Source organism: Paenibacillus ferrarius (genome assembly GCF_002027705.1).
Classification (GTDB): Bacteria; Bacillota; Bacilli; order Paenibacillales; family NBRC-103111; genus Paenibacillus_E; species Paenibacillus_E ferrarius.
Genome location: NZ_MBTG01000020.1, coordinates 17,514 through 31,021, shown reverse-complemented (window position 1 = coordinate 31,021; position 13,508 = coordinate 17,514). Strand labels below are relative to the sequence as shown.

The 13,508-nt window shown below is 47.5% G+C and carries 12 protein-coding genes; 8 read left to right on the top strand and 4 right to left on the bottom strand.

All coding sequences use genetic code 11. From position 1 onward, the window contains the following. The first annotated feature begins 4 nt into the window (after positions 1 to 4). A complete protein-coding gene (locus BC351_RS21220) occupies positions 5 to 1,564 on the top strand; it encodes a DUF4118 domain-containing protein (protein ID WP_144028482.1) in 1,560 nt (519 codons plus the stop codon). Continuing rightward, entirely contained in the window at positions 1,533 to 2,234 is a 702-nt protein-coding gene (locus BC351_RS21215; RefSeq protein WP_144028481.1) for a response regulator, read from the top strand. The genes BC351_RS21220 and BC351_RS21215 overlap by 32 nt, the downstream gene beginning before the upstream one ends. A gap of 89 nt (positions 2,235 to 2,323) precedes the next feature. Here BC351_RS21215 and bcbE read toward each other — a convergent pair whose 3' ends face one another. Continuing rightward, the gene (bcbE, locus tag BC351_RS21210) at positions 2,324 to 3,556 is read right to left on the bottom strand and encodes a bacillibactin exporter BcbE (RefSeq protein WP_079414771.1); all 1,233 of its coding nucleotides are present in this window, start codon (positions 3,554 to 3,556) and stop codon (positions 2,324 to 2,326) included. 251 nt (positions 3,557 to 3,807) lie between these two features. Here bcbE and BC351_RS42345 point away from each other — a divergent pair, with 251 nt between their 5' ends. Continuing rightward, a complete protein-coding gene (locus BC351_RS42345) occupies positions 3,808 to 3,966 on the top strand; it encodes a hypothetical protein (RefSeq protein WP_158082179.1) in 159 nt (52 codons plus the stop codon). 315 nt (positions 3,967 to 4,281) lie between these two features. Here BC351_RS42345 and BC351_RS21205 read toward each other — a convergent pair whose 3' ends face one another. The 3 genes from BC351_RS21205 to BC351_RS21195 form a co-directional block, all read right to left on the bottom strand. Next, entirely contained in the window at positions 4,282 to 5,280 is a 999-nt protein-coding gene (locus BC351_RS21205; RefSeq protein ID WP_158082178.1) for a zinc-binding dehydrogenase, read from the bottom strand. Positions 5,281 to 5,424: 144 nt separating this feature from the next. Then, positions 5,425 to 6,255 carry a Ppx/GppA phosphatase family protein gene (locus BC351_RS21200; protein WP_158082177.1) on the bottom strand — a complete coding sequence of 277 codons (831 nt, stop codon included), beginning with the start codon at positions 6,253 to 6,255 and terminating at the stop codon, positions 5,425 to 5,427. A 222-nt stretch (positions 6,256 to 6,477) separates the two neighbouring features. Next, positions 6,478 to 7,182, bottom strand: coding sequence for a response regulator transcription factor (locus BC351_RS21195; protein ID WP_079414766.1), 705 nt, complete (start codon positions 7,180 to 7,182; stop codon positions 6,478 to 6,480). A gap of 283 nt (positions 7,183 to 7,465) precedes the next feature. Between BC351_RS21195 and BC351_RS21190 the strand changes: the two genes are divergently transcribed. From BC351_RS21190 to BC351_RS42775, 5 genes are all read left to right on the top strand, one after another. Then, positions 7,466 to 8,746, top strand: coding sequence for a GGDEF/EAL domain-containing response regulator (locus tag BC351_RS21190; protein ID WP_079414764.1), 1,281 nt, complete (start codon positions 7,466 to 7,468; stop codon positions 8,744 to 8,746). Between the two features lie 97 nt (positions 8,747 to 8,843). Next, a complete protein-coding gene (locus BC351_RS21185; RefSeq protein WP_079414762.1) occupies positions 8,844 to 12,095 on the top strand; it encodes a response regulator in 3,252 nt (1,083 codons plus the stop codon). Between the two features lie 81 nt (positions 12,096 to 12,176). Beyond that, on the top strand, positions 12,177 to 12,554 hold the full coding sequence (locus BC351_RS21180; protein ID WP_079414760.1) for a glyoxalase superfamily protein: 378 nt from the start codon (positions 12,177 to 12,179) through the stop codon (positions 12,552 to 12,554). 523 nt (positions 12,555 to 13,077) lie between these two features. After that, the gene (locus tag BC351_RS42780; protein WP_167388039.1) at positions 13,078 to 13,254 is read left to right on the top strand and encodes a hypothetical protein; all 177 of its coding nucleotides are present in this window, start codon (positions 13,078 to 13,080) and stop codon (positions 13,252 to 13,254) included. Positions 13,255 to 13,291: 37 nt separating this feature from the next. After that, a complete protein-coding gene (locus BC351_RS42775) occupies positions 13,292 to 13,459 on the top strand; it encodes a hypothetical protein (RefSeq protein WP_167388038.1) in 168 nt (55 codons plus the stop codon). Positions 13,460 to 13,508 lie beyond the last annotated feature (49 nt).

Genomic DNA, 13,508 nt, shown 5'->3' with positions numbered 1-13,508 from the left:
TAGCATGATGAATAAAACGAATAGTTTGGCAAACTGGAAATCTTACGTGATGACCAGTCTTTTTATTGTAGTTATGACTTTGTTTTTAAAAACGTTTGGTGCTTTTTTGGGCTTGATTAATATCGCACTTCTCTATTTATTTCCTGTGCTTCTCAGTGCAGTACGTTGGGGGAGGGGCCCCTCTTTTTTTGCTGCGGCGATAGGTGTTATCTCGTTTGATTTTTTATTCGTCCCTCCCGTTTTTAGTCTAACTGTTGCTGACTTGCGTTATGTGATTTCTTTTCTCGTCTTTTTATCCGTGGCAGCCCTTACAGCAAGCTTGGCTTCAAGGCTGAGGAATCAATTCCATCAAGCGCAGCAGAGAGAAGCGGGAACAGCTGCGCTGTATGCGCTTAGCCGCAAAATTACGGCGATTTCCGATGTAGACGTGTTGCTCAATCAAATCGTGCAGCATGTCTCCGATACGCTGGGCGCGAAGGTTGCTATTATTTTGCAAAACTCAATAGGAGAACAGCAGGTAGAAGCCTACTCGCGAGATGGCTTGGAGTGGGCGAATGAGGAGTCGCATTTGTCCATCGCGGCATGGGTTTACAAACATCATGCCCGAGCCGGGCGGGGCACACAATCCTTGCGAGAGTCATCGGACCTTCACGTCCCCTTAGAGACAGATGGTCAGGTGCATGGTGTCATGGCTGTGGATGTTGGAGATCGCGGGATGTCGGAAATGCCGGAGCTGATCCGGATCATCGAAGCGCTCTCGGATCTGGTCGCCGTCGCGATCTCGCGCGTTAAGCTGGCGAACGAAGCCAAGGTCGCTCAGCTCACCGCCGAATCGGAAAAGCTGCGAACAGCGCTGCTCGACTCCCTGTCGCATGAGTTAAGGACGCCCCTTGCTGCGATCATAGGGTCCGTTACAGGATTACTGGAAAGTGAGGCCGTCTTCAGTCCCGAAGATCGGCGTGAGCTGCTGCTGACCATTCGCGAAGGCTCCACACGGATGAATAGATTAGTGGGCAACCTGCTGGGCATGGTGCGCATTGAGAGCGGTATGCTGCGCCTGAACAAGCAATGGTGCGGCATTGAGGACATTGTCGGCGTTGCCCTTGCGCAGCTGAAGGATTCTCTCCAGCATCGCAAGGTCAGCATCCGCTTGGCAGCGGAGCTTCCTTCGGTTCCGCTGGATGAAGTGCTGATCGAGCAAGTGCTGATCAATGTCATTAGCAATGCGATCAAATATTCACCTGAAGGCAGCGAAATCGTGATCGAAGCTGAGCAGCAGGGAGCGATGCTGGAGTTGGTCATCCGAGATAAGGGGACTGGGATTGCCTCGAGCGATTTGGCGCGAGTGTTTGAGAAGTTCTATCGCGGGCAATTAACCAAGCATATTCCCGGCACTGGCCTAGGGCTAGCTATTTGCAAAAGCATAGTGGAAGCTCACAATGGATATATTACAGCGACCCTGAATGGAGAACAAGGAACGGCGATTCATATTTGCTTGCCATTGCATTTCGCAGAGAGAGAGGAGGATGGAGATGACAGCAGGAGCGAAGATTTTGATCATTGATGATGAACCGCAGATCCGCAAATTATTGCGTGTTACATTGACGGCACATGGCTTTGAAGCTTCGGAAGCGGCGACAGGCCAAGAAGGCATGCTGCAGGCAACGATGGTTCGGCCTGACCTGATTGTACTGGATCTAGGCTTGCCGGATATGACAGGCATGGAAGTCCTCCAGCATATTCGTGAATGGTCACAGGTGCCGATTATTATTCTTACCGCCCAAGATCAGGAGCAGGATAAGATTGCGGCTTTGGACCGCGGTGCCGATGATTATGTTACGAAGCCTTTCGGCATGGGAGAGTTCATGGCTCGCATGCGGGTGGCGCTGCGGCATATTGCCAAAACACAGGATGAACCCGTGCTTCGGCTCGGACCGCTCGTCATTGATTTATCCCAGCGTATGGTGGAGCTTCAGGGAGAGAAGCTGAAGTTGACACCTACGGAATATGATCTGTTAAAAGTGCTCGCCCTCAATGCCGGACGTGTCATGACGCATCGCCAACTGCTTAAGCAAGTATGGGGTGGTCATCAGTATGAATCCGACAGCCAATACCTGAGGGTATATGTGGGTCATTTGCGGAAAAAAATCGAGGAAGACCCCACAAGACCACAATTAATTCTAACGGAGCCGGGGATCGGCTACCGATTCATGTGGCAGGAGCCGTCCTTATAGGCAAAAAAAGCTGTCCCGCGGTGCGTAACGGCAGTAGCGGCAGGGACAGCATAGACAGCAGAGACGGCTGGGACAGCTATCTATCGTGTTTAAGCTAAGGCTCCCTTTAATGGGAGCTTTTCGTCTTTCTTCGGCCGGATTGCGAAGAGGGCAATGGCGCTGGCGACTACGCTCAGTCCGGCGATAATGAAAAACATCAGCGATGGTGAGCTTTTGACTAGAATGGATGCCAAAGGGGGACCAATGGCTACGCCAATGAACCGCATCGAGCTGTATATCGACGTAATCGTTCCCCGCTGTTCTTTCTCAATTCCCTCGGTAATCATCACATCAAGGCAAGGCAAAGCCGCGCCGATGCCGATCCCCGCAAGGCTAATTAAAGTCATGAGCACATAGGTGGAGGTTGCCCACCCGCAGACAAGAAGGCTACCCGTTAATAGAATCAGTCCAGCAAAAATAATCCACTTCATGAGGCGCTGATTCCTTCCGATCAGCTTGCCCGTTGCAAAGGAAGCCAGGCATAGAGCAGCAAGCGGAATAGCCAGCAAGCATCCTTTTATTACACCCACGACGTGGACTTTATCTTCCAAAAGATCGGACAAATAAGTTAAGACACCAAATATGACAAGCATGCAGACACAGCCGATTGCGAAGATGGCATAGAGCCAGCGGCCGTTATTTTTGAATATCGTTTTGATGTTGGACAGGTATCCTGCAAAGGAGACCGGATTTGCTTGTTCGGTGCTCTTGGCTGGAGGCTTTACCAGGAAGAGAACAAGCAGCATCGAGATCAAACATAACAACGGAATGAACAGAAACGGCAAAAACCAGATGGCCATAGCCAGGGCAGAGCCCAAAATAGGGCTAAGCACTTTGCCAAAGGTATTGGCTGTTTCGACAAGGCCAAGACCGCTGCTAACGTCACTTTCCTTTTTGAAAATGTCGCCGACCAAGGGAATGACAATAGGAAATGCGCCAGCCGCGCCTATCCCCTGAATGAAGCGGCCAAGAAGCATCATAATATACGGTTGATCCACCCACCATGCCGCTAATCCTGAAAGCAGCCCGCCGATACCCGTAATAATTAAGCTTGGGATGATGACGATTTTCCGACCAAATCTGTCGGATAAATAGCCGGCAATCGGGATTAAAAGGATCGCTATGGCGGAATATACGGTAATCAGCAAGCTGACTTGAAGTGATGTGACGCTTAATTTACTCCTTATTGCCGGAAGTACCGGAATTAACATGGAGTTTCCGAGGGTCATGATGAGTGGGATGGACGCGATTGATAGTAGTTCTTTCTTATTTGAATTCCCCATAACGCAGCCTAGCTACACCTCGCAATATGATCTCGTATCGTTCATTAAAATAACCGAACCGGGGGCATATTATCCGTGATTTATTTCTGGCGGACGGAAGGCAGGCAGGCAGGCAAGCAAGGGTAGTGTTTAGGTGCCGATAGATAGATAGATAGATAGATAGATAGATAGATAGATGATGGGGGGATTACTTTGCAGCTCCAGAAAAACCTTTGAGAACAGTCCGAGCCTGCCTTTTTGGGAGGCTCAGCGTGCCAAAGAGGAGAAGCGGCCAGCAAAAGAGTCTGAGCCTGCCTTTTTGGGAGGCTCAGCGCCCCGAAGCGGAGATGCAGCCAGTAAAAGAGTCTGAGCCTGCCTTTTTGGAAGGCTCAGCGTCCCAAAGGGGAGAAACGGCCAGTAAAAGAGTCTGAGCCTGTCTTTTTGGGAGGCTCAGCGCCCCAAAGAGGAGATGCGGCCTGCTATTGTGTTTGAGCCTGCCTTTTTGGAAGGCTCAGCGTCCCAAAGGGGAGATGCGGCCTGCTATTGTGTTTGAGCCTGCCTTTTTGGAAGGCTCAGCGCCCCAAAGGGGAGATGCGGCGAGCAAAAGAGTCTGAGCCTGCCTTTTTGGAAGGCTCACCGCCCCAAAGAGGAGAAACGGCCAGCAAAAGTGGTCCCAAGCGTAAAAAGGAGCTGCCCTCAAGCAGCCTTATCTGCTTATGGGACAGCTCCTTGTTTGGATGTGGATTTTAATGAACCTTAGGCAGCAGCAGTACTTTGCCTGAGGTCATGCTCGCGGCGTAATGCTCGATGGCATGAACGGCTTGATGCAACGCATAGGTTTGGCTGATTTCGGTCTGGATCGCAGAGCCGATGGATTTCTTCATCGCGCCTTGCAAAGCGAGAAGCTCAAAGATGGATTGGGTCTTCACCCAATCGGAGGCCCAGAATCCGCTGATTCGTTTCCGGCGGAAAACCAGATCATCCGCGTTGATCGTTGTCGTATGACCGCCAAGGAGGCCATATTGGAAGAGTGAGGAGCCATCTGGGAGGGCTGACAGCACGGAGCCTGTCAAATCGCCGCCGACGGCATCGAAGCAGACCGCAGCGCCGAGCTCATGAGACTTCCGTTTCAAGTCTTCTTGGAAGGAGGCCGCGCTGCTGTTCAGAATATGCTGTCCGCCGAGTTCTCGCAGGAGCTGCTCCTGCTCATCCTTGCGCACAATGCTAATCACGGGAATGCCCTGTTCGTTGCCGATCTTTGTTAGAATTCGCCCAAGAGCACTGGCACCGGCGGTTTGAACAATCGCCTTGGATTTGAGCTGCTTGGTGATCTTCATCATCGCCATGGCACTCGCGGGATTCACGAAGAACACAGCGCCTTGTTCGTCGGACACATGATCAGGCAGAACCATGCATGTCATTGCGCTTGCCTTCGTATACTCCGACCAAGAACCGAAAACCTCGGAAACGAAGGCTACGCGTTTCCCTTTGAGCATGCGGGCTGCCAGACTGCTTCCTGTTGCAATGACGGTGCCGCAGCCTTCCATGCCGCCAACGGAGGGCAAGGCCCTTTGGAGGCCGTAATTCCCATGAAGAAACAGCAAGTCGGCAGGGTTGATAGAGGCCGCGTGCACTTGAATAAGCACTTCGTTACTTGTTATCTGAGGAACCATTGTTTCACCGAATTCAATTCCTGAAGCCCCGCTATAGCTTTGAATCAGCGCAGCTTTCATCGTTTTCCCCATTCTGATTGCCCCACCTATCTGATGTAAAATAACAAAGATTGTCCACATTGTATTATATAATACAAGACTGCGCAGCGGACGCTTTGCAAACATCAAATTTAGGTTAAGTCTTAGCACGGGTACAGATGAGCCCGAGCGTGAAGCCTATAATTGATTGATGAAACCATGAGCAATATGAAGATCGGATGGCAGGAATTTGGTGCTGCCTGATTTGATCAAGCCAGCGAGTACGATGCAATTAGAGGCGACAGCTCCGCGCATCCATTTGGGATCGAAGGGAGAGTTAGCTTCCAAATCGGAGAGATCCAGCGCAGCCAGTTGTCTTGCGAGTGAGTGGAAATCGCTGCTTAGGCAGTAGAGATCTTGCTCCAGCTCAACTTCGAAATGCTTCAAATATGCACGTTCCCCACCTGTAAAAGCAAACGTTTTCAACGTAGCTGGCAGCCTGCACGAAAGCCATTTGATGCAGGTGGCAATCTGCCTGTAAGGCGGAGACTCCAGCAGCTGAAATTGGTGATTCAGATCAGAGATCCCGAAAGGAATCAAGTAAGGCTCTTGGCTGTCTCGCGTCATAATTTGAATGCTGCCGCCTCCGACATTGATGACATCCAGATCACTTGGGATATCGGAAGCTGCCACAGCCCTCCTCAGCAGTTCAGCCTCTTCCTTCTGGCTGATCGTGCGATACGCAATATGCAGATTTTTGCATATTTGCTGCATATGCTCGGATAAAAGCGGCGATCTTCGCATAGTTTCTGTACCGATGGCTTCCACCGTGCCCTCGTCAAACCTTTCGACAAAAGTATGATTAGTAGCTAATAACGATTTCAATTGGCCTTCAATGTCCGGCAGGCTTGCTTCGCTTTCTAGGAGCTCCCATGTCAGTACATCAACTTGCTTGATGCCTTCCTGGGACTTTTTGAATATTTTAGCGCTATGACTTCCCAAATCCAAGATCAATTTATCACGTTGCATAAGATAAGACCTCACCCATTTATTCCGTCGTATGGTAATCATTATGTGGTTCCAGAAGTCCAATAATAAGGGATTATCGTTTTCTCTGTCAACCATATTTTACTAATATCTGTAATTTGTTTTCATCTATAACAGGTTTCGTCAAAATACTAGGAGATCCGACATTTCTTTCTTTCGCAGCAAAAAAAGAAGACCCCATCCTTAATGGATGAAGTCCCCTGTTTAGAGAACGAATTTATACCCAACACCCCACACTGTTTTGATGTATTTGGGTTCTTTGGGGTTGATTTCAATTTTTCTTCGTAAATTTGTAATATGTACATCGATAGCTCGATCATTAATGTAGGAATCGAAACCGCGCAGCGCATTGATGAGATCTTCTCGGCGGTACACGCGCTCAGGATGTTCAAACAGCAAGCGAATCAATTCGAATTCGGAAAAGGTCATTTCCACGGACTCTCCGCGAACGTAGAGTGTTCTTTTTTCCAAGTTTATGTTCAGATCCATTGGCGGTACGGTGACCGCTTGTTGAACGGGGAGTTGCTGCACTTCTGGGGGATGTGACTGCTTAAACCGACGTAATAAAGCTTGAATTCTTGCTTTCATCTCATGCATGCTGAAGGGCTTGCATAAATAGTCATCCGCGCCTACGGTGAAGGCTTCAATCTTCTCACTTACACGGGCATTGGAAGAAATAATAATAATGGGAACAGGTGTAATGCTGCGTAATGAGTTGCATAAATCTGTGCCTTCAAAGTCAGGAAGAATAAGGTCTAGAAGAATGAGATCGGGTTTGAAGTCATGCAAGGCTGCGAGACCTTCCTGACCATTGTGTGATCTTAGGACTAAGAATTCTTCCTCTTTCAGATACATACAGATCATCTCACCGATAATATCGTCGTCCTCTATTAATAATATTCTGTCCATTCGTAAACTCCCCCCAAACTAACTGTAGTCTCCAAATACAAATGAAATATGAAATGAACAGAGGGAATAATGATTGCTAACACTTTACTCATTATTTCTATTATACGGTGTCGAAATTTAAGAGTAAACCGCTTTATTTATTATTTAATCCGAAAATGTTAGTAAAATATTAGCGAAAAAAAGTTGAATGATTCATACCTTTTAGGTAAGTGCCCTAATATGTGGAAGGTAAAATGGAATTAACAGTAATTGGGGACATTTGTTTTTAGGGGGTGTTTATTAAATGGGTCTTTGGAACAGGTATGGGGTCATTATCGTTAGTCAGTCGTATGAGTTCCTTGCAGCGGTGACACCTGTTTTCGCGAAAGGCACGTCATTTGAGGTTATAGGTGCAGCTCACCATGGCAATGAGGCCTTGTCTTGTATTCTGACAGACAAAACGGACTTGGTTGTCATTGATTTGGATATGCCTGACTCGGAGGGGCTTATCGCCGTTCAATTGATTATGAGCCATTATCCGATCCCAGTCATGATGCTCAGCTCGCAAACGCCGGAAGGTGCTGTGCAAACGATTCAAGCCATGCGGATCGGAGCGACGGATTATTTTCATACACAATTGTTGGCTCAAGAATCGTATGCAGGCGTCATGACTGCTTATTTCCTGGAACGCTGCAAGATGGCTGTACACAATGGCATTCAACGTGTCTATGAGTCCGCGATTCCTGTCGATGTGAACAAGGAAGCCGCGATCTCTGAGGGGCTGCTGGACAAGCAGGATAAATTTCAAAGACGGATGGATATCGAGTTTAACTTGCGCAAAGCGATTGATCAACAGGAGTTCCGTCTTGTCTATCAACCCGTCGTTGATATCGTGACAAAACGTATTGTCGGACTAGAAAGTTTAATTCGCTGGCATAGTGCAGTTCTTGGTCATGTATCACCTAGCGATTTCATTCCTATTGCAGAGGAAAGCGGTCTAATTCACCAAATTGGCGAATGGGTGCTGAGGGAATCTTGCAGGCAGAATATGGCTTGGCAGGAAGCGGGACTACCCAAGATGTTCGTGGCCGTTAATTTATCTCGCAGACAGTTTATGGATCGAGGGCTCTATGCCATGATTAAGTCAATCTTAGTAGAGACGGGTCTACAGCCTCAGTATTTGGAGCTTGAAATTACAGAAAGTATGAGTATGGGGGTTAAGCTGGTTGCAGACACGCTTAGTCAATTGAAGATGCTGGGCATTCGCGTAGCCATGGATGATTTCGGGACAGGGTACAGCTCACTGAGCTACCTCAAGGATTTCCCCATTGATAAATTGAAGATTGATCAATCGTTTATCAAGGGCTTGAAGATCAAACAAGTGAATGCGGCTATCGTGAATATGGTCATTACAATGGCCAGAAACCTGAATTTGCTCGTAGTAGCAGAAGGCGTTGAAACGGAGGAAGAGCTTCAGGTGCTTCAGGAATGCGGCTGCCGGTTCGTGCAAGGCTACTATTTCAGCCCTCCAGTCCAAGCGAAGCAGATTGAGGACATTTTGCATCAAGAAATATGCGTAATATAACGATGGGGACAGCGCCTTATGAGATTGCCCTCACGGAAATGACGGTCAGATCGTACTAACGGATCAGGTTAAGTTGAAAATAGGTTGGTGATTGCTAATGTTGCGTGATTTGATTACTAATTTTGCTATTATTACCGTATTCGTCATCTTCGTGGAACAATTTTTTATTATTACGAAGTTGGATCAGAAGCCGTCTTGGTTCTATAAAATTTTTGTAGGGATTTCCCATGGCATCCTTATCGTTATTCTGCTTAACTTCGGTGTCCATATTGATGATCACATTAGTCTTAATTTCCGCGGAGTAGGCTTGTTGCTCTCGGCCTATTTGGGCGGATTTGTCTCCTTATCGATTACATTTGTTTTCTTATGGGTAGGGCGCTTCCTGATGGAAGGCTCTGTCCAGATCCCGCAGATGCTGATTGGTATAGTTGCTATTCTTGGAACCGGATTCATTTTCCGGCGAACAAGCTCTTACTGGCTGAAATGGCTGTATGGTGAAGCTTTCTTCTTTATCTTTTATTATGCGATGATTGGACTTATTTATCGAATGCCGATTGGTGTGGTTATGACTTATATTACGTATCAAATGATATGTGTATTTATTGTTGCTTGTTTTCTTCGGTATCTGGTGCGAGCCAGGGAATATAAGCAAAAGATTCGTCAAGTGGAACAAGAGCTTATCGACATGCTGAGGTTTCAACCGGGGTTTACGTTTAAATTTCATAAGCATCGGGATCATTTCGTATACATCCTTATCGAAGGACAACTGTTGTATCAGATTGGCATGAGACCAAGTCAATTCATCGGCAAAAGAGTGAACGAAGTCATTGTCCTCAAGAAGGAATTTACCGAATACCTCATGCAGCAATATGAAATTGCGTGGGAAGGCGAGCGCATCACATACGAATATGACCTTGAAGGGTATATCATTTTGGTTACCTTGCAGCCGATTTACAAATATGGCTCTGTTCATGAAGTCATTGGCTCAGCAGTGGACGTAACCGAGCATCGTACAGCGCAGATGAGAGCACAGATTCGCGATGAGCAGTACCGGACGCTTGTGGAGAATTCGGAAGACTTCATTTTTCGATTTCGTTTGGACGGAAAGATATCCTCTGCGAATTATAAAATGTATCAGACCTATCAGCTCACCCCCGCGCAGGTCAAAGGGAAGCCATTGCCCGATGTGGTTCAGATGGATGATCCGCAGAAATGGGATAAAGCCTTTGTACAAACGATTATGGGAGGGAAAACACAGCAATTCGCCATCAATCTCCTGCAGCCTGATAACACCGAGCACATGTATAACGTTACATTATCGCCTCTTTTTAACAATGATCGAACGGACATTACAGGTGTTACCGGGACCGTCCACGACATCACGGATTTGAAGAAGCGGGAAGAAGCAGATGAATCCAATCGGGCGAAGAGCCAATTCCTTGCCAGAATGAGTCATGAAATTCGTACGCCGCTCAATGGAATTATGGGGTTATCCTTGCTTTTGCAGCGGACCGATTTAAGCGAGATTCAGAAGGATTATTTGAGCAAAATGGATGCGTCCTCGCGTGTGCTGCTCGCAACCATCAATGACATCCTGGATTTCTCCAAAATCGAGGCGGGCAAAATGACGTTAGAGAAGGTAGACTTCTCGCTGGAAACATCGCTCCAGAAGGTCGCAGATCTGGTTGGTGTTACGGCTGGCAGCAAGCGCATTGAACTCATGCTGGATACGTCGATGGATTTACCGGACATTGTCAGCGGAGATCCGTTTCGGTTAGAACAAGTGCTTATTAATTTGTCGAATAACGCGATTAAGTTCACACAAGAAGGTTATATTCGATTGAAAGTGCAGTTGGAGGAATATGTCGAAGAAGGCGTTATTATCTCCTTTGCCGTAGAGGATTCGGGCATTGGCATTTCCAAGGAGCAGCTGTCCCAGTTATTTCTACCTTTTTCGCAAGCGGATACATCCACAAGTCGAAGATACGGCGGAACAGGTCTGGGGCTTGTCATCAGCCAGCATTTGGTCCAATCTATGGGAGGCGTTCTGCAGGTAGATACTAAGCTTGGAACTGGAAGTCGTTTTTATTTCAGTCTTCTATTTGGACATTGCGAGCAAGCGGAGGAGAGGGACAATCCCGGGCAAAAGCTTGGATATCTGCCGGGATGGAATACCCGCGTCCTTGTGGCGGAAGATCACCCAGTCGTGGCTGAGCATATTACCGAGCTTCTGAGTTCCTTTCAGCTCCATGTGGAGGCTGTTGCATCCATGCCTGATCTACTTGCCGTATTGGAAAAAGAACAACGCGAGCAAGCGGCACCCGATTACATCTTCGTTGATATGCAAATGGCACAGCTGCAGCAGCGATCTTCCTGGCAGCGTGTATTGAATGCGATTGATCGATCGCAGACCAAAGTGATTGCGTTTACAACTTTGGAAGGCAGGGAAGAAATGTCAGCGCTTCCGAAGGAGATTCAAGCGGATATGATCATCGTGAAGCCAGTTAGTCGACTTACATTACGGAAGAGCTTAGAGGCAATGAATCAACAAATACGCAAAATGGAGACTTCTCCATCGACGAAGATGGATGCTGCTGGATTGAAGATTGGCGGCTTCGTTTCGAAGGGTTCCATCCTCGTAGCTGAGGATAATGAGATCAACCAGCTGGTAATCTCGCATCTTCTGGAGAAGCTCGGATATCAAGCTGTGATCGCGCAAAATGGCAAAGAAGCGCTGGCTATGATCGAACAGCAGGCATGGAAACTTATTCTTATGGATATTCATATGCCCGAGATGGATGGTTACGAAGCTACGATGAAGCTTAGGCAGCATAAGTCGATGAAAGGAATCCCGATTATTGCGCTTACAGCAAACGTATTCATGCAGGATCAGACTCAGCTTCTGAAGCTTGGCCTGAATGATACCTTAATTAAGCCGGTAGATGAAAAACAGCTATCCGATATGATAGAGAAGTGGCTGGATTTAAAATGGTTATTCGACATCCCAGGTGTAGATACTGAACGCGTCATGAGGAATATTGACCAGAGAACCCACATCTTCCAGTACATGCTGGAGAAATTCAGGCAGGACTACACGCAATTCGCGGAACAACTGCTTCCACTGGTTATCAATCAGGAAAACAAGGTTGCCCGCAGAATGGTTCACACCCTCAAAGGAATCGCTGCAAATTTCTACGCAGATTCGTTGTTAGCAGCTGTTTGTGCATTGGAAAAGCACCTTCTCGAGGAAAGTCCCGCAGAAGCCTGCAAAGAGGGCATTGCCGCCGTACAATATGAAATAGATCGGATCATTGGGGCAAGCGATGACTGGGAGCAAATCTGCGGCTAATGCGAAGATCGCGGCAGGATAACAAGAGCAGTTAGTGGAATACTTGGAGGTATCCTCTTAGGAAGGCGAGTGTTCTAGGGTATGGCAAGCACCGAAATACAGTTTAAGTCATTGACTCCGATTCTGCGTATATTTGACGTGAAGAAGGCCAAAGAATTCTACTTGGATTATTTGGAATTCACGCTGGATTGGCAGCAGGGCGATGAGGATTCCCCCATCTACATGCAAGTATCACAGGGAGGCTGCATCCTGCATCTTTCTGAACACCATGGCGACTGCTGCCCTGGAGCAGCGCTGAATATCGAAGTGCAAGGAATAGAAGCCTTGCATGCGAAGCTTCTAGCCAAAAACTACAAGTATTTCCGCCCAGGCCTCGAAACGACCCCTTGGAACACCAGGGAGATCTCGGTCATTGATGGCTTCGGGAATAAGCTGAATATGTTCGAAAGACTGACTTGAGCAAAGGGCTTGCTCGCTTCGGGGCCCATTGGCTTAGAATTCCGGTAAGGCGGACGAGGTTTGACAGCCGGCGTGTGACCGAGCACCACGCGCCGGGAGGCGCACGCGGTGCGGAAAACCAGCGAGCGTAGCGGACGGAGAACTGGCGAACGTAGCGGACGCGGAATGGGAGTGGGATTGGGGCATATTTCCGGGCAAACGGAACTAGGGTACGCTATTTGATGCGAAATGGTCATATTCCCCGTCAAAGGGAACTGAGGTACGCTATTTAGGGTTTTTCCCCTGATTATCATGCTTCTAGGCAGAAATAGCGGACTCCAGTTCCGTCTCGTACCTGATTCCGCTGAAATATCCTCAAATAGCGTATCATAGTTCCCTTTCGTGTTACTCATGAGCCTCTAAGACCACCTGAGGCGGTGGTTTTGGAGGTTTTTTGCTTGTTCAGTGGACTGCTCAAACTCGTTCCCTTATTATGGTAATAATGAATGGAGTGAAATTCCTTTTATTCAAAGGAGGATTATAAATGTCTGAAAACTTAAGCCAAGAAATACTGAAAGAACTCAAAGAGATAAACCAGAAACTAGATAAAATGAATGAATCCACAGGATTGTCTCTGCCGATGAAAATCCTTGCACTATGTATTGGATTCGCAGTCATTGGACCTCTGCTTGTGATCTTGTTGTCTCGATTGTTTTCATAGCGGCTGATAGCCATACATAAGAAGGGAAGAGTTGATAATGAAATTTCTAAGCAATTCTTTATACGGAGGTTATGCGGTAATATTGGCTGCCGTCTCAATTTTCACGCGAGAAATCGTGACTTTTATTATGCTGGGGTTTGTTTTCATGGCACTAATCAATATAAACGCTACGCTGCAGAAGATACTCAAGAAAATGGATAAGTAACATTGAACTCTACGGGGACTTTTGGGTTTGGGAGAATGGATTGATCCTT